Annotated in this window: 25 protein-coding genes; 7 read left to right on the top strand and 18 right to left on the bottom strand. The window is 68.9% G+C overall.

Translation table 11 applies throughout. The features are described 5' to 3' along the window. Window positions 1–502: 502 nt before the first annotated feature. The 3 genes from A5709_RS09870 to A5709_RS09860 all read left to right on the top strand — a co-directional run bounded on the left by A5709_RS09870 (window position 503) and on the right by A5709_RS09860 (window position 2,768). Window positions 503–718, top strand: coding sequence for an Rv1535 family protein (locus tag A5709_RS09870; protein ID WP_068119682.1), 216 nt, complete (start codon window positions 503–505; stop codon window positions 716–718). Between the two features lie 23 nt (window positions 719–741). Further along, a complete protein-coding gene (locus A5709_RS09865; RefSeq protein ID WP_068119680.1) occupies window positions 742–1,581 on the top strand; it encodes an alpha/beta hydrolase in 840 nt (279 codons plus the stop codon). Window positions 1,582–1,724: 143 nt separating this feature from the next. Continuing rightward, window positions 1,725–2,768: an LLM class F420-dependent oxidoreductase gene (locus tag A5709_RS09860; protein ID WP_068119678.1), complete on the top strand. Its 1,044-nt coding sequence runs from the start codon at window positions 1,725–1,727 to the stop codon at window positions 2,766–2,768. A 4-nt stretch (window positions 2,769–2,772) separates the two neighbouring features. On the opposite strand, the gene A5709_RS09855 is transcribed toward A5709_RS09860, so the two are convergent. From A5709_RS09855 to eccCa, 9 genes are all read right to left on the bottom strand, one after another. Beyond that, complete coding sequence (locus A5709_RS09855) at window positions 2,773–4,122, bottom strand: hypothetical protein (RefSeq protein ID WP_068119676.1); 1,350 nt, start codon at window positions 4,120–4,122, stop codon at window positions 2,773–2,775. A gap of 2 nt (window positions 4,123–4,124) precedes the next feature. Further along, entirely contained in the window at window positions 4,125–4,457 is a 333-nt protein-coding gene (locus tag A5709_RS09850; protein ID WP_068010843.1) for a type VII secretion target, read from the bottom strand. 43 nt (window positions 4,458–4,500) lie between these two features. Next, on the bottom strand, window positions 4,501–5,847 hold the full coding sequence (gene glmM / locus A5709_RS09845; protein ID WP_068119675.1) for a phosphoglucosamine mutase: 1,347 nt from the start codon (window positions 5,845–5,847) through the stop codon (window positions 4,501–4,503). Window positions 5,848–5,996: 149 nt separating this feature from the next. Further along, on the bottom strand, window positions 5,997–6,494 hold the full coding sequence (gene rpsI, locus A5709_RS09840) for a 30S ribosomal protein S9 (protein WP_068119673.1): 498 nt from the start codon (window positions 6,492–6,494) through the stop codon (window positions 5,997–5,999). Continuing rightward, window positions 6,491–6,934 carry a 50S ribosomal protein L13 gene (rplM, locus tag A5709_RS09835; RefSeq protein WP_068119671.1) on the bottom strand — a complete coding sequence of 148 codons (444 nt, stop codon included), beginning with the start codon at window positions 6,932–6,934 and terminating at the stop codon, window positions 6,491–6,493. Before rplM ends, rpsI begins: the two co-directional genes overlap by 4 nt. 221 nt (window positions 6,935–7,155) lie before the next feature. Further along, the gene (locus A5709_RS09830) at window positions 7,156–7,452 is read right to left on the bottom strand and encodes a WXG100 family type VII secretion target (protein WP_068119670.1); all 297 of its coding nucleotides are present in this window, start codon (window positions 7,450–7,452) and stop codon (window positions 7,156–7,158) included. 15 nt (window positions 7,453–7,467) lie between these two features. Continuing rightward, complete coding sequence (locus A5709_RS09825) at window positions 7,468–7,785, bottom strand: WXG100 family type VII secretion target (RefSeq protein ID WP_067950754.1); 318 nt, start codon at window positions 7,783–7,785, stop codon at window positions 7,468–7,470. A 49-nt stretch (window positions 7,786–7,834) separates the two neighbouring features. After that, window positions 7,835–9,064 carry a type VII secretion-associated protein gene (locus tag A5709_RS09820; RefSeq protein WP_068119669.1) on the bottom strand — a complete coding sequence of 410 codons (1,230 nt, stop codon included), beginning with the start codon at window positions 9,062–9,064 and terminating at the stop codon, window positions 7,835–7,837. Beyond that, window positions 9,061–12,747, bottom strand: a complete 3,687-nt coding sequence (gene eccCa / locus A5709_RS09815; protein WP_068119667.1) for a type VII secretion protein EccCa — start codon at window positions 12,745–12,747, stop codon at window positions 9,061–9,063. Before eccCa ends, A5709_RS09820 begins: the two co-directional genes overlap by 4 nt. A gap of 126 nt (window positions 12,748–12,873) precedes the next feature. Between eccCa and eccD the strand changes: the two genes are divergently transcribed. Continuing rightward, a complete protein-coding gene (gene eccD / locus A5709_RS09810; protein WP_068119665.1) occupies window positions 12,874–14,265 on the top strand; it encodes a type VII secretion integral membrane protein EccD in 1,392 nt (463 codons plus the stop codon). A 53-nt stretch (window positions 14,266–14,318) separates the two neighbouring features. Then, window positions 14,319–15,554, top strand: a complete 1,236-nt coding sequence (gene mycP / locus A5709_RS09805; protein ID WP_068119694.1) for a type VII secretion-associated serine protease mycosin — start codon at window positions 14,319–14,321, stop codon at window positions 15,552–15,554. On the opposite strand, the gene eccB is transcribed toward mycP, so the two are convergent. Then, window positions 15,519–16,880, bottom strand: a complete 1,362-nt coding sequence (eccB, locus tag A5709_RS09800) for a type VII secretion protein EccB (RefSeq protein WP_068119662.1) — start codon at window positions 16,878–16,880, stop codon at window positions 15,519–15,521. The two genes, mycP and eccB, sit on opposite strands and share 36 nt — an antisense overlap. 120 nt (window positions 16,881–17,000) lie before the next feature. Here eccB and A5709_RS09795 point away from each other — a divergent pair, with 120 nt between their 5' ends. Together A5709_RS09795 and A5709_RS09790 are read left to right on the top strand one after the other, a co-directional pair. Next, the gene (locus A5709_RS09795) at window positions 17,001–17,858 is read left to right on the top strand and encodes a cutinase family protein (RefSeq protein ID WP_068010859.1); all 858 of its coding nucleotides are present in this window, start codon (window positions 17,001–17,003) and stop codon (window positions 17,856–17,858) included. A gap of 57 nt (window positions 17,859–17,915) precedes the next feature. Continuing rightward, entirely contained in the window at window positions 17,916–18,536 is a 621-nt protein-coding gene (locus tag A5709_RS09790) for a cutinase family protein (RefSeq protein WP_067950750.1), read from the top strand. On the opposite strand, the gene truA is transcribed toward A5709_RS09790, so the two are convergent. The 8 genes from truA to infA all read right to left on the bottom strand — a co-directional run bounded on the left by truA (window position 18,533) and on the right by infA (window position 23,152). Further along, window positions 18,533–19,384, bottom strand: coding sequence for a tRNA pseudouridine(38-40) synthase TruA (truA, locus tag A5709_RS09785; RefSeq protein ID WP_082973831.1), 852 nt, complete (start codon window positions 19,382–19,384; stop codon window positions 18,533–18,535). The two genes, A5709_RS09790 and truA, sit on opposite strands and share 4 nt — an antisense overlap. Beyond that, window positions 19,371–20,018: a 50S ribosomal protein L17 gene (gene rplQ, locus A5709_RS09780; protein ID WP_068119659.1), complete on the bottom strand. Its 648-nt coding sequence runs from the start codon at window positions 20,016–20,018 to the stop codon at window positions 19,371–19,373. The genes truA and rplQ overlap by 14 nt, the downstream gene beginning before the upstream one ends. Window positions 20,019–20,078: 60 nt before the next feature. Then, window positions 20,079–21,122, bottom strand: coding sequence for a DNA-directed RNA polymerase subunit alpha (locus A5709_RS09775; protein ID WP_067950710.1), 1,044 nt, complete (start codon window positions 21,120–21,122; stop codon window positions 20,079–20,081). Between the two features lie 76 nt (window positions 21,123–21,198). After that, window positions 21,199–21,804, bottom strand: coding sequence for a 30S ribosomal protein S4 (gene rpsD / locus A5709_RS09770; protein WP_067950708.1), 606 nt, complete (start codon window positions 21,802–21,804; stop codon window positions 21,199–21,201). A gap of 10 nt (window positions 21,805–21,814) precedes the next feature. Beyond that, the gene (rpsK, locus tag A5709_RS09765; RefSeq protein WP_046182344.1) at window positions 21,815–22,231 is read right to left on the bottom strand and encodes a 30S ribosomal protein S11; all 417 of its coding nucleotides are present in this window, start codon (window positions 22,229–22,231) and stop codon (window positions 21,815–21,817) included. A 6-nt stretch (window positions 22,232–22,237) separates the two neighbouring features. Continuing rightward, window positions 22,238–22,612, bottom strand: coding sequence for a 30S ribosomal protein S13 (gene rpsM, locus A5709_RS09760; RefSeq protein ID WP_007167900.1), 375 nt, complete (start codon window positions 22,610–22,612; stop codon window positions 22,238–22,240). A gap of 163 nt (window positions 22,613–22,775) precedes the next feature. Further along, window positions 22,776–22,889 (bottom strand): 50S ribosomal protein L36, encoded by a 114-nt coding sequence (gene rpmJ / locus A5709_RS27375; protein ID WP_003879483.1) that lies wholly within the window; start codon window positions 22,887–22,889, stop codon window positions 22,776–22,778. Between the two features lie 41 nt (window positions 22,890–22,930). Further along, window positions 22,931–23,152 (bottom strand): translation initiation factor IF-1, encoded by a 222-nt coding sequence (infA, locus tag A5709_RS09755; RefSeq protein WP_003418601.1) that lies wholly within the window; start codon window positions 23,150–23,152, stop codon window positions 22,931–22,933. Window positions 23,153–23,334: the final 182 nt, after the last annotated feature.

Below are 23,334 nucleotides of genomic sequence, written 5' to 3'. Positions count from 1 at the left end.
CGCCGGCTGCGCCCCCTTCGCGCGACGTCGGTCCGCCGCCAGGGTGGACGTCGTGGACCAATCCGCCCGGATTTCCACCGCAAGGAACGCCGACCGTCCTCTTCATGCCGTCTTCATAAACGGTAGAAGCGTTTTTCACCTGATGTATTTGCGGCGTTTTCATCTGGGCCATCGATCTAGCAATACAGCTACCTAAAATTCTGCATATCGGCCACGACTGGCAACCGTCGAAGCCAGCAGAAAGGACAGTCTGTTGACGCCCGCTTGATCCCCTCTAGCTGGTAAATCGCTTGATTTGCCGGTGCTCATGCGCGCAGCGCGACCAAATCGTTTCACCAAAAACCGTTTATGACTGACATCAAAGCCGATAGTCCAGCTACCGGTAATCGCGTTTGAAAACCTGCCGTTAATTCGGCTGGGCACAGACAAGTAAACCGCCGGATAGATAAACGTTCATAAGTGTTAATCCGAAATTTTTGTAGCCTTCTTCAAGGGGAGATTCATGACTGCGGTTCTGTTCGACGATGTGGTGACTACTTCGCCCGCGGCCGGCTTGACGCTGGCGCCGGCACCGAAACCGGCAGCCAAGCGGCGCCGCCGCGAGCCGATCGGCGGAGGCGACCCCATGGTGGACGCGGCCGCCCGGTTGCTGAGCATCCCGCTGCGCCAGGTGTATGCGGTGCTCTGGCGGGTCGGCGTGATCGAGGTCAGGGCCTGAGCGCGATGCGCTAACGTCGACGCGTGGCCCGCACCCGCAAGCTCGTCGCAGCCCTCAGCCGCCGTGGCCCGCATCGCGTTTTGCGCGGTGACCTGGCATTTGCCGAATTGCCGGGGGTGGTGTACACCCCGGAGGAGGGGCTGAATCTGCCCGGGATCGCGTTCGGTCACGACTGGCTCACCAAGGCCGCCAACTACGCGGGTCTGCTCGAACATCTCGCGTCCTGGGGCATCGTGGCCGGCGCTCCCGACACCGAGCGCGGGCTGGCCCCCTCCGTCCTGAACTTCGCCTCCGACCTCGGCACCGCGCTGGACATCGTGTCCGGTGTGCGGCTGGGGCCGGGCAAGATCAGCGTGCATCCCGCCAAACTCGGCGTGGCCGGACACGGTCTCGGCGGCTCGGCCGCGGTGTTCGCCGCCGCCGGCATGCCCAACAAGCTGGCCGCGGCGGCGGCGCTGTTTCCCGCCGTCACCAGCCCCCCGGCCGAGGCCCCGGCGACGACGCTGAAGCTGCCCGGGTTGATCTTGACCGCGCCGGGGGATCCGCAGTCGCTGACGTCCAATGCCCTGTCGCTGTCCCGGGCGTGGGACGCGGCCACGCTGCGCATCGTCAGCAAGGCACAGCCCGGCGGACTCGTGGAGGGCCGGCGGTTGACCAAGGTGTTCGGACTGGCCAGCCCGCACCGGCGCACGCAGCGCACGGTCCGCGCGCTGCTCACCGGCTATTTGCTCTATACGTTGGGCGGCGACAAGACCTACCGCGACTTCGCCGATCCCGACGCCCACCTGCCCAAGACGGATCCGCTCGATCCCGAGGCGGCGCCGGTTGCCCTGGAAGAGAAGATCGTCGCGCTGTTGAAGTGATGCGGTAACTGGGTAGTCCGGCCCGGTCTCCTTCTCCGGCAACGACATCCTGCGCCCTGCTGACGACGGCCGACGGGTACCTCGGCGGGCTGAAGTTCCCGAGCCCTCGCAGCCCCCGGTAGCTGCCGTGGTATCTGTCGTGGATGCGCATCGGGATCGCTCTGGATTATTCGGGCGGCTTTCACCAGGCCGTGGACCGCGTCGTCGAACTCGAGAAGGCCGGCATCGACATCGCCGTGGTGGCCGAGGCGTACGCCTTCGACGCGGTGAGCCAACTCGGGTACCTGGCCGCCAAGACGAACACCGTCGAGTTGGCCTCGGGGGTGTTTCCCATCTACATCCGAACGCCCTCGCTGCTGGCGATGACGGCCGCGGGGCTGGACTTCGTGTCCGACGGGCGCTTCCGGCTGGGGATCGGCACGTCCGGGCCGCAGGTGATCGAGGGCTTCCACGGCGTCGAGTTCGACGCGCCGCTGGGCCGCACCCGCGAGATCGTGGAGATCTGCCGCAAGGTGTGGCGCCGGGAACGGTTGCAGTACAACGGCAAGCACTACCAGATCCCGCTGCCGCCGGACCGTGGAACGGGCCTGGGCAAGGCCCTGCAGCTCATCAATCACCCTGTGCGCGAACGGATTCCGATCACGATCGCCGCGCTGGGGCCAAAGAATGTCGAGCTCACCGCCGAGATCGCCGAAGGCTGGCAGCCCGTCTTCTACCTGCCGGACAAGGCCGCGTCGGTGTGGGGCGAGGCGCTGGCGGCCGGTGCGGCCAAGCGGGATCCGGCGCTCGGGCCGCTGGACGTCATGGTGCACGCGTCGGTTGCCATCGGCGACGACGTCGACGACCGCCTGGCGTGGGTCAAGCCGCAGCTGGGCCTGTACCTCGGCGGGATGGGCGCCAAGGGCCGCAATTTCTATCACGCCCTGGCGACGCGCTACGGGTTCGGCGAGGTCGCCGACCGCATCCAGGAGCTGTACCTGTCCGGCCGCAAAAAGGAGGCCATCGACGCGGTGCCCGACGAACTCGTGCGGGGCATGTCGCTGGTCGGCCCGCGCGGGTACGTCGCCGAACGTCTGGCCGCCTTCGCCGAGGCCGGGGTGACGACGCTGTTGCTCAGCCCGCTGGCCACCGACCGGGCCGAATCCGTGCGTTTCGTCGAGGACGTGCTGCGGCTGCGCCCGGCCTGAGCCGTCACTGCCCCGCCTGCGGCAGCTGGTCGGCCGCGATCTCGCAGGGCGTCTTCCCATCGGTGGGCGGAGGTGCCGGCTCGCCCGCCGCTGGAGCGGCCGCCGGTGCGGGCGGGTCGACCGGCGCGGCAGCCGGGGGTGGCGGTTCCGCGACTTCCGGCGCATCGACCGGCATCGGCGCGTCGACGGGTTGAGCCGCGTCGGGCGTGGCTTCCTCGCTGTCGTCGACGTCTTCCGTTTTCGCGGGCTCGTCGTCCTTCTCGTCGGCGTCGTCCTCATCGTCGGCCTCAAAAGGGTCCTCGCCGAACGTATCTCCGTCGCCGAACGGATCGGTGGAGCCCGCCTCGTCGCCGGCCGCACCGAGGACACCGCCGACCGCGTCGACGATCCTGCTGGCCAACCCGAGGAGACCGGCACCACCGCCGCCGAGCCCACCGCCCAGATCGCTCGCCGGCATGCCGGCACCGTCCCCCAGCGCCGTGCCCCAGTCCGGCTGCGGCGCAGCCGCAATCGGAGCCGGCGCGAGCGTCGCCGCGGTCGGAGCCGGTTCCGCCGGTGGGCCCGGAACCGGATCCACCGACGGAACCGGGGCCGCGGCCGCGGGTGTGACGGCGACGGGCGGTTCGCTGGGCGGGGACGGGCGCAACGGCTGGTAGCCGGGTCCGAGATCACCGGGGGCTTCGAAGCGCACGGTCGGCACGGCGGACATCCTGTCGGTGACCATGTCGTAGGAGGTCGCCACACCATCGCGCGTCGAGCGCATCGTGGTCAGCCAATCGTCGCGAATCTCGTTGTCCACGTACGGCATTACCTGTGTGCGCACGACCTCTTCGGCGGCCTGCCGATCCCCCACCCCAGCCGTGACCGCCGCGGCGGCGGCCAACCACGCCGGCCGCTGCGCCTGTGTGCGGTCGTCGACGGCCATGGCGGTCGCCACCTTCGTGTCGACCAGGTACCACAGGTTGTCGCGCAGGGATTCGCACCGTTGGGCCGCCGCGCGCAGTTCGGTGGCCACCGCGCTGGCGGTGTCGCAGTGGCGCTCCAGACACCGCACCGCGGCGTCCCCGCCCGGCCCGGTCCACGCCGCCGCCAGCTCGGCCGCCTGCGCGCGCTGTATCCGCAGTGCTTCCATGACCGCCTCACCCGCCGCCCGCAGTTCCGCGCAGTCGCGGTCGAGGGCGCGCAGGTCCAGGCCGTCCTCGGTGCCGTACCACTCGCGAACCTGGGCAGGGTGTGCCGTCAGTTCGGGATGGTGGTAACCCAGGGCATGGCAGGCCTGCACGTAACTCTGGGTGTGCTCGACGGCGGGCAGGCCCTCGGTGAGGCGCTCCGCGACGTCCAACCGGTCGGCCACGATCAGGCGATCCGTGCTGCGGCATACAGTTCGGCGTCGGCATAGCGGTCGGCACTCGCCCGCAGGGCGGCGGCGATCTCGACCGATGCGCGTGACCACTGCGCCACTTCGGCGGTCAGCCGCTCCAGCTCGGCCCGCAGCGCCTCGCCGCGCGCGGTGTGCGCCCGCCCCGCGCTGGGGCCGCCGAAAGCCAACCGCCCCAGCTGATCACTGAGGGCGCGGTCGATGATGTCGGCGGCGGCGCGGAATTGGCCGGCGATGCGGTGCGTCGCCGCGACGTCGATCTCGGTGCGGGCCACGACGGTGGCCGGTCGTACTCCCCTGTCGAATCTCATGCCTAATCCGACGCCGCGCGACGCGGCGGGGTTCCAACCGCGTTCAGCGCGCCGAGCTGACCGCCTCGGCCACCCGATTCGCGACCCGCTGCGCGACGTCCGCCTCGGGCGCTTCCACCATGACCCGGATCACGGGCTCGGTTCCGGAGGGGCGCAACAGGATTCGGCCGGTGTCGCCGAGTTCGGCCTCGGCGTCGCCGACCGCGGTGCGCACCGCGGGTGCCGCGGCGGCGACGTCCTTGTCGGCCACGCGCACGTTGATCAGCACCTGCGGCAGCGTCTTCATCGGCGCCGCGAGCGCGGTCAGTGACGAGCCGGTCTGCACCATCCGGTTCATCAGGCGCAGCCCGGTGACGATGCCGTCCCCGGTGGAGCCCAGCGCGGGCATCACGATGTGGCCGGACTGCTCGCCGCCGAGGCTGTAGTCGCCGGCCCGCAGTTCCTCGAGGACGTAGCGGTCACCGACGCCGGTGGTGCGCACGGTGATCCCGGCGGAGCGCATGGCCAGGTGCAGCCCGAGGTTGCTCATCACGGTGGCCACCAGGGTGTCGGAGGCCAGCTCGCCGGCCTCCCGCATCGCCAGCGCGAGCACGACCATGATGGCGTCGCCGTCGACGAGGTCGCCGTTGGCGTCGATGGCCAGGCAGCGGTCGGCGTCCCCGTCGTGGGCCAGGCCGAGGTCGGCCCGGTGCGCGATGACCGCGGCGCGCAGCGAATCCAGGTGGGTGGAGCCGCAGTTGTCGTTGATGTTCAGGCCGTTGGGGTCGGCGTTGATCGCGATCACCCGGGCACCGGCGGCGCGGTAGGCGCGCGGCGCCACCGACGACGCCGCGCCGTGCGCGCAGTCGACCACCACGGTCAGGCCGTCGAGCCGCAGCGTGCTGGCCTTGCTCAGGTGGCGCAGGTAGCGGTCGTCGGCGTCCTCGGCGTCGATGACGCGATCGATGCCGGCGCCGACGGGGCGCAGCCCGGGTTCGGCAGGGATATCAGCGACCAGCGCCTCAATTTGATCTTCGGTGTCGTCGTCGAGCTTGCGCCCGCCCGGGCCGAAGATCTTGATGCCGTTGTCGGGCATCGGGTTGTGCGACGCCGAGATCATCACCCCGAAGTCGGCGTCATACGCGCCGGTCAGGTAGGCCACCGCGGGGGTGGGGAGCACCCCGACCCGCAGCGCGTCGACGCCCTGGCTGGTCAGCCCGGCGATCACCGCGGCCTCCAGCATCTCGCCGCTGGCCCGCGGGTCGCGCCCGATCACGGCGACGCGCCGGCCCGGTCCACCCGAGCTCGCCAGGTGCCGCGCGGCGGCGGCGCCCAGCGCCAGCGCCAGCTCGGCGGTCAACTCCCGATTGGCGACCCCGCGGACACCATCGGTGCCGAATAGTCGGCCCATGCGGACAAACCTCTCACAATCGACGGTTCAGCACCTAACGTGCCCGTTCTTTTCTGACCGAAACGGGGCGCGTTTGCGCGCAGACACGCCGAAGAAAGCGCGTGACTTCCCCGTTTGAGGCCCCGTTGCGGCCAGAAAGTGATGGTTGATCAGCGCTTGCTGTACTGAGGCGCCTTGCGGGCCTTCTTCAGGCCGTACTTCTTGCGCTCGGTGGCGCGCGGGTCACGGGTGAGGAAGCCGGCCTTCTTCAGCGCGGGCCGGTCCTCCGGCTGCGCCACGATCAGCGCCCGGGCGATGCCCAGCCGCAGCGCGCCGGCCTGGCCCGAGGGCCCGCCGCCGTGCAGGAGGGCGAAGATGTCGAAGTTCTCCACCCGGTCGACCGTGACCAGCGGGGCCTTGATGAGCTGCTGGTGCACCTTGTTGGGGAAGTAGTCCTCCAGGCTGCGGCCGTTCAGGTCGAACTTGCCGGTGCCGGGCACCAGGCGCACCCGCACCACGGCCTCCTTGCGGCGGCCGACGGTCTGGATGGGCCGGTCGAAGACGAAGGACTCGGCGGCCGCGGGCGCGGGGGCCTCGGCCGGAACGTCCGGGGTTTCCGGGGTGGCCGTGGTTTCTGAACCCTCCAGGGCCTCGGTTGTTTCGGTCACTGGGCCACCTGCTTGATCTCGTACGGAACCGGCTTCTGAGCGGCGTGCGGGTGCTCCGGGCCGGCGTAGACGTGGAGTTTGCGCTGGACCTGACGGCTGAGCTTGTTCTTGGGCAGCATCCCGACGATCGCCTTCTCGACGACGCGGTCGGGGTGCTTTTCCATCAGCTCGCCGGTCGTGCGCGAGTGCAGGCCGCCGGGATACCCCGAGTGGCGGTAAGCCAGCTTGCTCTGCAGTTTGTCGCCGGAAAGGGCGACCTTGTCGGCGTTGATGACGATGACGAAGTCACCGCCATCGACATTGGGGGCGAACGTCGGCTTGTGCTTGCCGCGCAACAGGGTGGCTGCCGCGACGGCAAGGCGGCCAAGCACCACGTCCGTGGCGTCGATGACGTACCACGACCGCGTGGTGTCACCCGCCTTTGGCGCGTAGGTGGGCACAGCGCTTACCTTTTCTTTCTCGAGGTGGATCCCGGGTCGAGCCGGGTGCCGGTCAGGCGTTCGCGGTTGGGGTGAGTCTCGGCGACCGACATTGACCCGAGGCCCCGGCGTACCGCACGCCAACCGAGCAGCTTACCGACGGGTGTCCCCGCAGGTCAAAACGACTGTGTGGTCCCGACGGCTCTCCCCCGCCGGGACCACACAGACGACTATGGGCGCGGCTACCCTCCCCAGACGTGCGCCGCCCGCCGATCGGCGTCCGCCACCTGGTCCGCGCCGTCGCGCACCGCGTTTCCCAGATCGACCAATATCTCGTTGAGGGCGGTCGCCGCCTGGTGCCACTTCTGCTGCTCAACCTGGTAGGCGGCCGCCGCCTCGCGGGTCCAGAGCTGCTGCAACGGGGCGATCTGCGATCTCAGTTCTTCCAGCGCCGCATTGAAACGGGCCGACGTGGTGTGGATTTCCTGGCGAACCGAATACTCGATTTCGCCGAAGTCATAGGAGGGCGAAGATTCCACGGATGATCCTCTCGATCACAGTTGCCCGCCGGCGGCGGCAATGTGGCCTGCGTGGTCGTTTCCGGCCTCCTGCAGGCTGGCCGCGTTGTGCCGAATGGTCTCGCCTATCGCGTGCAGGACGTGATAGAGCCGCAACGACTCGGCGTTCCAGCGATCCACCACATCTTTGAAGCGCCCGGCCGCGACCCCACCCCATACCGATGGCGGCACTCCGCTCATGCGGCCGATGAACGCTTGCAGCATGGCCCGGATTTCGTCGTTGCGGGCGTCCGTCATGCCCGCGACCGACCGCATCAGGTCGAAGTCTGTGTTCAGTGTGTTCGGTGCAGCCATATTGAGTTCGACCCCGGCGACGCGCATTTGGTTCCACTCGATTCGCACTTCATCCGATGGCGTGGGCGGACCGCACCGCCTGCTCGCAGACCATGCGGACGGCCTCTTCCATCGCGGGCCGGCTCTGGCATCCGAGGCTGATCCGGACCGGCCCGTCGAGCAGCACCGTCCACCACACGTGATGGCCGGCGCGGATCTCGCGGTAGGTCACCGCCGTCCTGCCGGCGCTGGTCCCCGAGGGATTGAAGTCGACAAACACACCCGCGGGCTCGGCGTCGATCGCGCGTTTCAACCGCTCGGCGGTGCCACTCAAGGTCTCGCCCGCGACCGGTGACTGAGTAACGTGGAGCGCCACTTGCGGATCGGACGGGGAAGTCAGCTGCACCCGGGCCGAACCCGCCCCGGAGACCACCCGTTGAGCGGGCCAATCCGCGGGCACCGTAAGGGCGACCCGGCCTTCCACCAGGAATGTTGTCGGCACGGCTTCCACCGGCGGCGGGGTCACGGTGCTGTGCCGGCTCACGGTGACGACCGCCGGGGCCGCGGCCAGCACCATGGTGGCCGCGCAGAGACCGCTCAGTGCCCGCGCGCGCGATCGGACACGAGCGCCGGGTTGGAGTGGCTCAGTCGGCTCGTCGGATTCGGACGCCACCGATCGGGCCAACCGGACCAGCCGGGCATCGTCGATTGGCACCAGCGCCTTTCCGTTGCCGCGCGCCGCATCAGCGATCGACGCCGCAAGGGGCGCCGCGCCGGCGACGGTCCCCGGCGTGTCGACGAGGACAGTGGCCGCGGGCATGCCCGCGAGGACGGCCGCCACCTCGTCGGCGACAGGACGCGGTTGCGGCCGACGCGGTATGGCGACGGCTTCTGCGCCACCGATCACCACCATCCGTTCGGTGATCTCCACGACCACCGTCGATTCCGTGTCGGCACCGGCAGCCCGCCTCAGCAACCACGACCGGGGCCGCGCCCGCACCCCACCGAAGACGGTGGCCGCCGCGGCGCTCACCACCCCGACGCGCGACGACGACCACCAGGACGGATACACCACGACGATGCCCTCACCGCACGCACAGGCCACCGATCGCAGCGCATCCCTCCATAGCGAAGCCACGGCGACCGGGCGCTCGCCCACCAACGTGACCTGATCGTCTATCGCGCCGAGCGCCGCCCCGATGATCTCGTACCTCTCGTCCTCAGTGACCGCGCTTGCCCCGCAACACAACCGGCGGACCGTGCCGGGACCTACTTCGATGACGCTGCGATGTGCGTTCACGGCTGACTCCATGCCACCTGGACGAGCTGTTCGTCGCCCGCGCTGGTGTGCAGGACACCACGGCCGGGCGGCAATCGCGCGGGGCGAGCGGACCCGAACGGCGCGTGCTCACCGGGGGATCCGCTCATCATCAGCGTCGTGCAGCCGTGGTCACGTACGGCCGCCAGCAGGGGCTCGAATAACGCGCGCTCCGCCCCGCCGCTGCGTCGTGCCATGACCAGATGCAACCCTAGATCCCTTGCATAAGGCAGGTATTCGACAATCGGCGCCAGCGGATTGCCTGCTGCGCCGGCGACCAGATCGTAATCGTCGACGACGAGGTAGATGTCGGGCCCAGACCACCAGGACCCGGTTCGCAATTGGGCCTGGCTCGCGTCGACCGGGGGCATTCGGCGCCGCAACAGGTCGAGCAGGTCTGGCAGCATTCCGTCCAGCGCACCCGGCGACATCGCGTACCCCCCGAGATGATCTGATTCGACCACACTGAGCAGTGAGCGCCGAAAATCGACGATCACGAGGTGGGCCTGCGCGTGGGTCTTGGTCCGGACCAACTCGCGGCACAGCGTCCGGAGTGTCGCGGTCTTACCGCAGCCCTTGTCGCCGAGCACGAGAAGATGAGCGTGCCGGTCGAATTCACACAGCACCGGCTGCAGCCGATGCTCATCGATGCCCAGGACGATGCGGCCTCCCGCCCGGGCTACGACGGCCTCGCGCGATATCATCCTGGGCAGCAGGAGTATTGGGGGCGCACGAAATTCAGTGCGAGCGATCTCGGCCAGGGGCAAGGCGATGATCATGTGCGACCCGTCGCTGGAAAGACCGCGACCCGGTGCGCCCCGGGGCACGTGTTGGGCCGCTTTTCGGTCCACCTCGGAATCGGCCGGATCACCCAACCTCAGCTCGATGCGGGTGCCGATCTGGTCCCGCAATGCGGGCCTGATCTCGGCCCACCGCGACGCCGACAACACCACGTGCACGCCGAACGAAAGTCCTTGCATCGCAATGGCGGTGATCGATGCCTCCAGTGTGCCGAATTCCTCACGTAGGGTCGCCCAGCCGTCGACCAGAAGGAAGACGTCCCCGAAAGTATCGGTGTCGGGCAGCTTGCGCTGCGCCCGCAGCTGCCGGTATTCCGCCATCGACCCGATCCCGTGCTCATTGAAGATGGCCTCCCGTGAACGGATGACCGACTCGCACTCGGCCACGATCCGCGCGACGAGTCGCTGTTCGGCCCGGCCGGCGACCGCACCGACATGCTGGATTATCCGCGTCGACCTCAGCGCCCCGCCGCCGAAGTCCAGGCAGTAGAACTGCACCTGCCGCGGGTCGTGTGTGGCCGCCAAAGCCGTGATCAGCGTGCACAGAGCCGTCGACTTGCCCGACTGCGGCGCGCCCACGACCGCCACATTGCCTGCGGCTCCGCGCAAATCGACCATCAGCGGTGTTCGGGACTGCTCGAAGGGCCTGTCGACGATGCCGAGCGGAACGGTCAGGGCTGCCGACTCGAGAGAAGCGTCGCGAAGCACGGTGCGCAACGCCGGCGCCGGGCCAAGCGGCGGCAGCCAGACTTGGTGTGCTGGCGGTCCGTGGCCGGACAACCGGTCCAGGACCGCGTGCAGCACCGTGCGCTCGGCCGACCCACCGGTCTCGACCGCATGAATGATCGCGCCGACCCTCTGTGTCCCGAACGCGCGCACGGACGGCGCGGACGCGGGCGTCGCGACCGGCGTACCGCCCGGCGGCGATCCCGAGACGTACGCGGCATGGAATCGGGTCAGCTCCCCGTCGCTCGTGCGCAGGTAACCCACCCCAGGAGTATTCGGCAGTTGATGGGCATCGAGAGTTCCCAGCACCGCCCGTGATTCACCGGCTGACAGTGTCTTCAAACAGAGCCGATAGGACAGGTGGGCGTCCAGCCCGCGCAGCCGCCCCTCATCGAGTCGTTGGCTAGCCAGCAGCAGATGCATGCCCAACGACCGGCCCAGCCGTCCGATCGCCACGAACAGGTCGGCGAAATCCGGATGTTGGCTCAGCAACTCGGAAAACTCGTCGACAATGATGAACAAGGTGGGCAGGGCCGTCGATGCGGCGCCCTCCCCGCGCGCACGTTCGTACTCCGCGGCGCTGACTCGGCCCGACGCGCGCAACAGTCTTTGCCGACGATTCATTTCACCGGCCAAGGCATCACGCATCCGGGCCACCAGCGGCGCATCGTCGTCAAGATTCGTGATGACCGCGGCCACGTGTGGCGCCCGCGCGTAATCGAGAAACGTTGCCCCGCCCTTGAAGTCGACGAGCAGCAGATTGAGCACATCGGGAGGGTTTCGCGCGATCATCCCCAGCGCGATCGTGCGCAATAGCTCGGACTTGCCCGATCCCGTGGCGCCGATGCACAGCCCGTGTGGACCCATGCCGTTTTCGGCGGCCTCTTTGATATCCAGCTCCAACCGGGTGCCGTCGGCCCGGGATCCGATCGGGACGCAGAGTCGATCGCGGTGGTCTTGGCTGTGCCACAAAGCGATCGGATCGAAACGGCCCACCTCGTCGATGCCTACCAGGCTCGTCCAAGCCACGCCGTTGTCACCGCGAAGGCCGTTGCCAGCCCGGTACATCGCCAACCGGCGGGCACATACCAGCGCATCCAGGGGGCCCAACCGGTCGGGGTCCGTCAGCGTCTGAGATTCACCTAGCGGGCTAATGGTCACCGGTGCGCCATCGCGGCCGCCGCCGATTTCGACGACGGTCGCACCCGCGAACTCGTCGACGCTGCCGTTCAGGTCGGTGATCACCACCGCGTGCGCCGACCGCGCGCCGGTGAGCGCGCTTCGCGCATCCCTCACATTCCGATACACCATCCGCACAGCGCCCAACCCATCGGCCGCGGTCGGGTGTTGGTTGTGCGGCAGCCATTTCAGCCACTCCCAGTGCCGAAGGTTCCGGTCGCTGATCGCGGCGACGATCAGCAACTGATCGGGAGGGTGCAAGACGGCAAGCTGGCAGATCATCGCCCGCAGCGTCTCCCGCGCCGCCGTCACATCTCCGTCGATCGTCACACGCGGGAGTCCACGCAAGGCGATCGCGACCGGCCCGACGATCGCGGAATGCGTCCGCAGGAAGCGTTGCAGGGCGGTGGTGGTGACCGGGTCGGCAGGCTCGCTGGTCGGCGGGGCTACCAGCCGGGTGGCCAGAGGCAGGGGCCCGGTACCGACTCGGACCAGGCAGAAGTCGGGGTCGGTCCCTCGCCGCTCCCACATTCGGGGGCCGCCGATCAGTGTCCACAGCGTGTCGGGGTCGGGCCGATTCCATGTCAGTGAGGAGCGCTGTGCGGCAGCGGTTTCGGCGATGGTTGAGCGCAGCTGACTGAGGTACCCGAGGTAGCGGAGGCGTTCGGCTTCGATGCCGCCGCCCTGGCGCCGCCCGCGCCCGGCCAGAGCTGTCACCACCGACGAGGCCAGCATCATCATCGGGAACGCCAGGAACATGGGGGTGCGGCTCCCGCCCAGCCCTGACCCGAATGCCGCCGCCACAACACTCATTCCGGCCACGGCCAGCACCACTGGCAACAGGCGCAGCAGGCCCGGCGCTGACGCAGACGGCGGGCCGGGCGGCGGATCGACAACGAGGTCCGCTGTCGCTACTTCCGGTGGCCGGCGCCGCGCCACGGGCACGAAATCTTGGGTCATCTTGCCCCCTCCCCTTGCGCGACCGTAGGCAGCACCGAAAGCCACGACAAGTCACCTGTGGACAGCCAGAAACCCGGTGGCCGAAACCTGGCTATGTTCGCGGCAATCTGACTGAAGGGGTCACCGTTGCAAGGGACTGATCCAGGGCTGCGCCGGGTGTCGATTCATTCCGGCGCCACCGTCACCGACCTGTCGTTACCGGCCGAGATTCCCATCGCCATCCTGACCCCGTCGATCGTCGACTTCCTCGAGGTCCGCGACGACGACGATCCGACCGCCAAGCGCTACCACCTGTCACTCCCCGGATCCTCCGTTCTGGACCCGTCGAAGACGTTGGCGCAGAACAATATTGCCGACGGCGCCGTTCTCCTACTGAGCCGGCAGCCCGTCCCGCCACCCGGCGCTCGTCACCACGACGTCGCGGAGGCCGTGGCGGAGGCGCTGACGTCGCCTCCGGAACCGGGGACGGTTGCTCTACGGCGGCTGGCGGCCCAGCGCACCGGTACGGTCGCGGCGAGCTGCTCGACAGCGATCGGCGTGCTGGCGCTCGTCCGAAATGCGCTCAGCGGCAACCCCGGCCACGAAGTTCACACGACGGTGGGCGTGGCGGCAGGCGCGGGCCTGGTCGCCCTGCTGTCCGCCGTGGTGGTGCACCGGGCCGGCCGGAATGCGGTCGCCGGGCTGGCGCTGAACGCGATGGCCACCGCGTTTGCAGCGGTCGCCGGTTTCCTGGCGGTGCCGGGCGCGCCTGGCGTCTGCAATGTATTGCTGGCCGCGACAGCGGCCACGGTCACCTGCGTGGTGGCGATGCGCGCATCGGGTTGCGGCGCGGTCACTTTGACCGCCGTATCGTGCGTCACGACGGTCGTCGCCGTGGCCGCACTGGTGGGGGTGATGACCGCCGCCCCGCCGGAGGCCCTGGGCGCGGGCGCCGCGCTGGTGTCGCTCGGCCTGCTCGGGGCCGCGGCGCGGGTGTCAATCGTGTTGGCGGGGTTATCGCCTCAACTGTCGCCGCCCTCGGACTTGGACGAGGCCGAAGCAAGCCGGGCCCGCCTGACGGCGCAAGCGCTCCGCGCCGACGCCTGGTTGTCGAGCCTGCTTGCGGGGTTTTCGGCCTCGGCGGCGGTCGGCGCCGTCGTCACCGTTCTGGCCGGTGCAACACGCCAGTCCTGCATTGCGTTCGGCACCATCACCGGCGCATTGCTGCTGCTACGTGCGCGTTCCGGTGCCGGCACGAGGGTGCAAACGTTCGCGATCGCGGGAATGTCGGTGGTTGGGACGACTTTCGCCGTCGCCGTCTTGGGCACAACCGGGCACGGGCCGTGGGTCGCCGCCGGGGCGGCAACACTAAGCGCCGCGGCGCTCTACCTCGGATTCGCCGCTCCGGCGATGTCGCTCTCGCCGCTTGCGCGCCGAAGCTTCGATGCGTTGGAGTGGCTGGCGCTGGTTGCGTTGGTCCCATTGGCTTGTTGGATATGCGGGCTCTATGACGCCGTCCGGGGATTGAACCTCAAGTGAGGCCGTCGCCCGCCGTCCGCCTCCTGTCGGTGTCCGCGCTGGTGTGGGTGACAATGCTGGGACTGCCGCCGGCGCAAGCAGTTCCGCCACCTCAGGTCGACGACAGGTGGTTACCGAAGCCCGCACGACCGGCGCCCCCGCGGCCGACGGTGCAACGCGAGGTTTGCGCGACGATGACGACGGGATCGGCGCCTAACCGGCTAACGGACCTCCTCGACCTGCCGCGGGTCTGGCAGCTCACTCGCGGCACCGGACAACGGGTCGCGGTCATCGACACCGGTGTCTCGCGGCATCGCCTGCTAGCCGATGTGGTGCCGGGCGGGGATTATGTGTCCGGCGGCGACGGGACACAGGATTGTGATGCGCACGGCACCCTGGTCGCCGGAATCATCGCTGCGACAGCGGATTCAGGCTCAGCCGGCATTGCCCCCGAAGCCACCGTGATCAGCATTCGCCAGTCCAGCGGAAAGTTCTCCCCTGCGAGCGACCGCTCCCGCGGAGGCGTTGGCGACGTCGACACCATGGCGAAAGCCGTCCGCACCGCCGCCGATCTCGGCGCGTCGGTGATCAACATTTCCTCGGTGGCCTGCGTTCCGGTCGCGGCGGCGCTCGACGATCGCGCGCTGGGCGCCGCGCTGGCCTACGCCGTCGACGTCAAGAATGCCGTCGTCGTGGCCGCGGCCGGCAACACCGGCGGAGCCGCGCAGTGCCCTCCCCAGCGCGCGGATGCCACCTGGGAGACCGCCACGGTTGCGGTCAGCCCGGCGTGGTACGACGACTTCGTCCTGACCGTCGGTTCGGTGAGTCCTGAAGGTGCGCCGTCCGGCTTCACCCTTGCAGGGCCCTGGGTGGACATAGCGGCTCTCGGCGAGGCGGTAACACCACTCGGCTCGAAACCGGTGTCCGGCACCAGTTATGCCGCGCCCGTGGTCAGCGGGCTGGCCGCGCTGATCCGGGCGCGGTTCCCGGTGTTGACCGCGCGGCAAGTGATGCAGCGCATCGAGTCGACAGCGCATCACCCGTCCTCCGGTTGGGACCCGCTCGTGGGCAACGGCGCCATCGACGCGCTGGCGGCAGTCAGCACCGACATCGGTCCACCGGGACCCACGTCTACGCCGGCCCCCGCGCCGATCGCCGCGTCACCACCACCCGCACCGCAGAGCGCCCACGCGCGGAACACCGCATTGCGCGGCGTCGCCCTCTGTCTCGCCGCGCTGGGGGTCGCGCTGGCCGCCGGTGTGGCCAGGCGGCGACTACGGCATCCCCGCGAAAGAGTCACGGGCGATTGACGCCTTCTCTCTGCTCAGCTCCGGCCCGGCCGGAAGGGTGCCCAGTACGGGCCACGGCGCCGGGTTAGCCGCCGGTAGCCCGAGATCATGTGCGGCGTCGTCGTCGTGGATCGCGAACCTCACGCCGCTGTCGGTGACCAGGTACCGCGTGCCGACTCGCACGTATGCGCTTCGGCCGGGCGGCATGTACACGGCGTCCAGCGCGGGGCCGGGGCCATCGGCCTGGGACAACATCGCCGGTACCTGACCGGCCGGTATCGGCAGCCAGCCGCCGGCCAGAAGCCTGACGGCCGATTGGCCGTGCGGCGCCGGCTGCCACGAGACGCACAACGCGCTGCCGTCCGACAGAGTGGGAGGCCGGTCGGGGAAGCCGGCCACCGGCAGCGCGTCGACGATCGGAGCGGCGCGAATCGCATCGGGCGCCACCGTGACCGCGTTCGCGGTGCCCTCGGAGTTGCTGAAACGCAAGAGGTCAGCGGCCACCTCTCCGATCCGCTGCACACCGGCAGCGACCACCGCGTAATACTCGTCACTCCCTGACCGTGTGATGCGCACCACACTTCCTACTGGGAAGCCCGGGAGCGCGGACGCGTTGCCGCCCGCAGCCCGGATGGGGGGTGTTCTGATCGATGGTGCCTCGGGGACGGCCTTCAGCAACGCCGGCGAGACGAGTCGCGGTTTGCGGCCTTCCAGCCGAAGCGCGCGCACGACCCCTGCGTCGGCGACGTCCACCACGGCCCGCTTCCCGTCGTAGAGCAGATAGGTTGGCGAACCCTCGGGTGGCGCGACCAGTGCCGCCCACCCGGTGTTGAGGGGTGCTGCCGCCGCGTCCTCGGTGCGTCCCACGACGACCGTCGTCGCGCCGTCGGCGTCGCAGATCGTCCAGGCCGCTTCGTCCGCGGACAACGGATCACCAATGAACTGTGGCGCACCCGGGATACCCAGCAGCGGGCCGCGTTTGGCGCGGGCCAGGTCTGCTTCGCGCACCGGCCGGGGGTTCGCCGCCACCGCCGCGATCAACCGGGCCGACGCGAGGTTCATGACCGGGTGCCAGGTATCGCCCACCCGTACGTACAGCGCTCCGGATTCTTGCCCCATCGCCAGTTGCGCGCCATCGAGCGCCACCCGCGGCCGCAGCAAAGCAAGGAACGCAGCCCCCGCGACGGCGATCGCCGCCAGCACGCACCCGATCGTCAGCGCCGCGGTCTGCGCGCGCGAGCCGGCGCTGAGGGTGCGGACGTCCCCGCCCAGCAACGCGCACTCCACTCGACGCAGCAGGAATCGGTAGCCGCTGATGTGCAGCCACGTGGTCGGCTGACGCGGCACTGATTCCCCCAACCTGCGTAGTCGTTGCGCATACGGTAGAGCGCCCGTCCGCGGAGACGCTTAATCGATCCACAGGTCAGCGAACTTTCGAACCGTGCTTAGGGTAGGTAAAGTTACGGCGTGTTTTCTCACCGCGTGGGTCGCTGCCTCGGGCTCGGGGCCTCTGCACTGGTCACAGCCTCTGGCCTGCTGCTGTCCCCCGCCGCGGCGCCAACAGCCTCCGCCTTCGACTGCCCAGACGTCGAGGTCATCTTCGCCCGCGGCACCAACGAGCCGCCCGGCCTGGGCCGGGTCGGCGACGCCTTCGTGGACTCGCTGCGCAAGCAGACGAACCTGAACATCCTGCCCTACGGCGTGAACTACGCCGCCAGCAAGCTGCAGCTGCACGGCGGTGACGGCGCCAACGACACCATCGACCGCGTCAAGAAGAGCGTGGAGACCTGCCCGAACACGAAGATCGTGCTGGGCGGCTACTCCCAGGGCGCGTCGGTGATGGACATCGTGGCCGGCGTGCCCATCGGCGGCATCAGCTGGGGCAACTCGCTGCCGGCGCAATACGCCCCCAACATCGCGGCGGTCGCCACCTTCGGCGACATAGCCGACCGCGCCGGCGGCACCCTGCCCACCCAGAGCGCGCTGCTGGGCTCCAAGGCGATCGACCTGTGCAACCCGCAAGACCCGATCTGCCACGCGGGTCAGGGCAACGAGTGGACCGGGCACACCGAGGGTTACGTTCCCGTGTACACCACCCAGGCCGCGGCGTTCGTCGCGAGCAAGCTACTGGCCGGCACCGGTCAATCGGTTCCCGGATTCGGGCCGCCGCTGGGCCCCGTTCCCACCCAACCCGGCGGCCAGCCGTCCCCGGTCTACGGGCAGGAGACCCCGCCCGGGTCGCCGCCCTCCATCCATGGCGGAACCGGTCCGGCACCCGCGCCGGCCACCCCGAGCACGGTTACTCCGCAAGCACCTCTCGTCTGAATCGTTACCGGCGCGAGATCAACGCGCCCCTAACATCGTGGGGTGCGGCTCATTCCACTGACGCTGGGCGCCGGCCTCCTCGCCGGCGCCGCGATAGTGGTTGCTCCCCAACTGCTTCCGCAGGCCTTCGCCTCCTGCCCCGGCGTTGAGGTGGTGTTCGCCCGCGGAACCGACGAACCGCCCGGCGTCGGCAAGGTCGGTGGGGCGTTCGTCAACTCGCTGCGCCAGCAGACTTCTAAAAGCGTTGGCGCATATGGGGTGAACTACCCGGCCAATAAGGACTTCCTGGCCGCGGCGGACGGCGCCAACGACGCCAGCAACCACATCCAGCAGATGGCGGGCAACTGCCCCAACACCAAGCTGGTGCTCGGCGGCTACTCGCAGGGGGCCGCCGTCGTCGACATCGTCACGGCCGCACCGTTGCCCGGCTTGGGCTTCCGCCAGCCACTGCCGGCCACCGCCGCCGACCACGTCGCCGCCGTCGCCCTCTTCGGGAATCCGTCCAGCCGGGCGGGCGGACTGATGAACGCCCTGACCCCGGAATTCGCCGGCAAGACCATCGACCTGTGCAACCCCGGCGACCCGATCTGCTCGGGCGGCACCCGGTGGGCATCGCACCTGAGCTACGTGCCCGGATTGACCAACCAGGCCGCCAGTTTCGTCGCGGCCAAGGTTTAGCGGGTTCGCAGGTCCCGGGTGACCAGGTTGCGCGCCTCCAGTTGGTCATCGGGCGGGTAGTCGACGCTCGCCAGCGTCAGCCCGTGCGCCGGCGCGGCCGCGAAGTCACTGGAACGGCTTGTGGCGGTGAGCAATTCGCGACACCATGACGCCTCGCGCCGGTGCTCGCCCACGGCCAGCAGCGCCCCCACCAACGAGCGCACCATCTGCCAGCAGAACGCGTCGGCGGTGACGTGCGCGGTGATCAGGTGGCCGTCGCGCGACCACTCCAGGCGCTGCAGGTCGCGGATCGTGGTGGCGTTGGGCCGGTGCCGGCAGAATCCGGCAAAGTCGTGCAGCCCCAGCAGCTCCCGCGACGCGGCGGCCATGGCGTCCACGTCCAAGGGGCGCGGCCAGGCGGTGATGTAGCGGGCCTGCTGTGGTTCCACCCCGTAGGGCGCCGTCGACAGCCGGTAGGTGTAGTGACGCCGCAGCGCCGAGAATCGGGCGTCGAAACCCGCTGGGGCACGGGTGATGTCGAGCACCCGCACATCGGTGGGCAGGAACCGGCCGAGCCGGCGCGCCAGCGGCTCGAATTCCGCCTCCCCGGCGCGTGACGAGCGCGGGTAGGCGTGCGGAAGCGCGGCCGGCGGCACGTCGACGTGCGCCACCTGACCGGTGGCGTGCACCCCGGTGTCGGTGCGCCCGGCGGCCCGCAGCCGCATGGGCGCACGGAAGACCGTCGTCAGCGCCTCGTCGAGCACTCCGGCGACGGTGCGCTGGCCGGACTGAGGTGCCCAGCCGGCGAAATCCGTCCCGTCATAGGCGATGTCGAGCCGCAGACGGACGGCGTCGTTAACTCTCGTCAGCCTCGTCGGCCTCGGCGGCCTTCTCGGCCTCGGCCCTCGCGGCGACGGCCTTGTCGGCCTTCTCCTCGGCCTTGGCCTGGGCTTCGGTGGCCTCGCCGGACTCGGTGGCCTCGCCGGCTTCGGCTTCCGGCGTCTCGGCCGGCTCGGTAACCTCTTCGGCCGTCGGGCCGACGGCTTCCTCAGGCTCGACCGCCGCCTGAGGTGCCGCCGCCGCCGCAACCGGAGCCTTCTTGGGCGTCTTGGCCCGGCGCGCCCGGTCGGCCTCCGAGGTCACCGTCTTCTCCAGCACCAGCTGGATCACCGCCATCGGGGCATTGTCGCCCTTGCGCGGCTCGACCTTGATGATGCGGGTGTAACCGCCGTTGCGGTCGGCGAAGAACGGCCCGATCTCGTCGAACAGCTTGTGCACGACGTCCTTGTCGCGGATCTTCTTCATCACCTCGCGACGGTTGTGCAACGTGCCCTTTTTCGCGTGCGTGATCAGCTTCTCCGCGTACGGACGCAGCGCGCGCGCCTTCGGCTCGGTCGTCTTGATCTGGTTGTGCTCGAACAGCGACGTCGCCAGGTTGGCCAGCAGGGCCTTCTGGTGCGAAGACGACCCGCCGAGGCGGGGGCCCTTGGTGGGCTTGGGCATTGCACTATCTCCTCATTGGGGGCCGGCCCCCGTATCAGGTAGGGCCGGGACGGACGTCAATTACAGCTGTTCGGTTTCCGCGTAGTCCTGGTCGTCGTACGCGCCCTCGGTGGACCACGTGCCCGTGGCCACGTCGTAGCCCGCGACCTGCGACGGGTCGAAGCTCGGCGGGCTGTCCTTGAGCGACAGGCCCAGCTGGTGCAGCTTGACCTTCACCTCGTCGATGGACTTCTGACCGAAGTTGCGGATGTCGAGCAGGTCGGACTCGGTGCGGCTCACCAGCTCGCCGACGGTGTGCACACCCTCGCGCTTGAGGCAGTTGTACGAGCGCACCGTCAGGTCCAGGTCGTCGATCGGCAGCGCGAACGAGGCGATGTGGTCGGCCTCGGCCGGCGACGGCCCGATCTCGATGCCCTCGGCCTCGACGTTGAGTTCGCGTGCCAGGCCGAACAATTCGACCAGCGTCTTACCGGCCGACGCCAGCGCGTCGCGCGGGGTGATCGAGCTCTTGGTCTCGACGTCCAGGATCAGCTTGTCGAAGTCGGTGCGCTGCTCGACACGGGTCGCGTCGACCTTATAGGTCACCTTGAGCACCGGCGAGTAGATGGAATCGACTGGGATGCGGCCGATTTCGGCGCCGGAGGCCCGGTTCTGCACCGCCGGGACGTAACCGCGGCCACGCTCGACGACGAGCTCGACCTCGAGCTTGCCCTTGTCGTTCAGCGTCGCGATGTGCATCTCGGGGTTGTGCACCGTGACACCGGCGGGCGGGACGATGTCACCCGCGGTGACCGCGCCCGGGCCCTGCTTGCGCAGGTACATGGTGACCGGCTCGTCCTCCTCGGAGGAGACGACCAGGCCCTTGAGGTTCAGGATGATCGCGGTGACGTCTTCCTTCACCCCGGCGACGGTGGTGAACTCGTGCAGCACGCCGTCGATGCGGATGCTGGTGACGGCCGCGCCGGGAATCGACGACAGCAGCGTCCGGCGCAGCGAATTGCCCAGGGTGTAACCGAATCCGGGCTCCAGGGGCTCGATGACGAACTGCGAGCGGCTGTCGGTGAGGACTTCCTCCGACAGTGTGGGTCGCTGAGAAATCAGCATTTGTTTCTTCTTCTCCTTCTCGGCACCCGCTATTTGATGCCGTTGGGGGCTTCGAGCCGGGCGGCTCGAAAGTCCGTTACTTCGAGTAGAACTCGACGATCAGCTGCTCGGCGAGCGGCACGTCGATCTGCGCCCGCTCGGGCAGCTGGTGGATCAGGATGCGCTGGCGCTCCCCCACCACCTGTAGCCAGCTCGGGATCGGCCGGTCGCCCGCCGTCTCCCGCGCGATCTGGAACGGCACCGTGTTCAGCGAGCCGTCCCGCACGTCGATGATGTCGTACTGCGACACCCGGTAGCTGGGGACGTTGACGTGCACGCCGTTGACGCTGAAGTGGCCGTGGCTCACCAGCTGGCGGGCCATCCGGCGCGTGCGGGCCAGCCCGGCGCGGTACACGACGTTGTCCAGCCGGCTTTCCAGGATCTTGAGCAGCTCCTCACCCGTCTTGCCGGGCTGCCGGGTGGCCTCTTCGTAGTAGCGGCGGAACTGCTTCTCCATGACGCCGTAGGTGAAGCGGGCCTTCTGCTTCTCCTGCAGCTGCTGCAGGTATTCGCTCTCCTTGATCCGCGCGCGGCCGTGCTGGCCGGGCGGGTAGGGACGCTTCTCGAAGGCCTGGTCGCCACCGATCAGGTCGGTGCGCAGCCGGCGCGACTTGCGGGTGATGGGTCCGGTGTAACGAGCCATGATTGTCTTCCTAGACCCTTCTGCGCTTGGGCGGACGGCAGCCGTTGTGGGGCTGCGGGGTGACGTCGGAGATCGCGCCGACCTCGAGGCCCGCGGCCTGCAGCGAGCGGATCGCCGTCTCCCGGCCCGAGCCCGGGCCCTTGACGAACACGTCGACCTTGCGCACGCCGTGCTCCTGCGCCTTGCGCGCGGCGTTCTCGGCGGCGAGCTGCGCGGCGAACGGGGTCGATTTCCGCGAGCCCTTGAAGCCGACGTGACCCGACGACGCCCAGGCGATGACGTTGCCCTGCGGGTCGGTGATGCTCACGATCGTGTTGTTGAACGTGCTCTTGATATGCGCGGCACCGTGCGGGATGTTCTTCTTTTCCCGCTTGCGGGTCTTCTGCCCCTTCTTGGGGGCAGAGGCTGCCTTCTTGGCTGGTGGCATGGGCGATTACCTGGCCTTCTTCTTGCCTGCGATGGTGCGCTTGGGGCCCTTGCGGGTGCGCGCATTGGTCTTGGTCCGCTGGCCGCGCACCGGCAGGCCGCGGCGGTGCCGCAGGCCCTGGTAGCAGCCGATCTCGATCTTGCGGCGAATGTCGGCCTGCACCTCGCGGCGCAGGTCACCCTCAACCTTGAGGTTCGCTTCGATGTAGTCACGCAGGTGGGTCAGCTGGTCGTCGGTCAGGTCCCTGGTGCGCAGGTCCTTATCGATCCCCGTAGCTGCCAGGATCTCGTTCGACCGGGTGCGGCCGACGCCGAAGATATAGGTCAGCGCGATCTCCATCCGCTTGTCGCGCGGCAGATCGACGCCTACTAGTCGAGCCATAGGTGGCGTTTCCTCTTTTTCTCGGCGGAGGTCTTTTCCCAGCCCGTTCCCGCTTCGCGGGGCCCGGCCTCCGTCCGGGCGTGGATGAGCTGGCCCATCTCTAAAGATGCGAGCCGCTCAGTGGTGCTGGGAGGTCTGCATTCAGTTGTGTAAGGGGCTGCGTCTAGCCCTGGCGCTGCTTGTGGCGCGGATCGGAGCAGATCACCATGACCCGCCCATGCCGACGGATCACCCTGCACTTGTCACAGATTGGCTTGACGCTCGGGTTCACCTTCACGGCTGTTCGATCCTGTTCTTTCTCGTTGTCGGAATTCGGGCTTACTTGTACCGGTACACGATGCGGCCCCGGGACAGGTCGTAGGGAGACAGCTCCACCACCACCCGGTCCTCGGGCAGGATGCGGATGTAGTGCTGCCGCATCTTGCCGCTGATGTGGGCGAGCACCTTGTGACCGTTCTCCAGCTCAATGCGGAACATCGCATTGGGCAGGGGCTCGACCACGCGGCCCTCGACCTCTATGGCACCGTCCTTCTTGGCCATAACTTTTCAGCAATCCTCGTCTTTGGTTTCGTATCCTTGTGTGCGCCCATATCGGCGCAGCATTCGCCCGACTAGAAACGTGAGCCAAGGGCAGGAAATTCCAGGAAGTTCCTAAGACAGGGCACGCAAAAAGTCGGCGCGGATGACGCACCGTTGTCCCACGATACCTGGTCAGCGCCCTG

The organism is Mycobacterium sp. E1386 (assembly GCF_001672745.1).
Classification (GTDB): Bacteria; Actinomycetota; Actinomycetes; order Mycobacteriales; family Mycobacteriaceae; genus Mycobacterium.
Note: the sequence above shows the minus strand (reverse complement) of the source record. Positions and strands in the feature narration are given on the sequence as shown.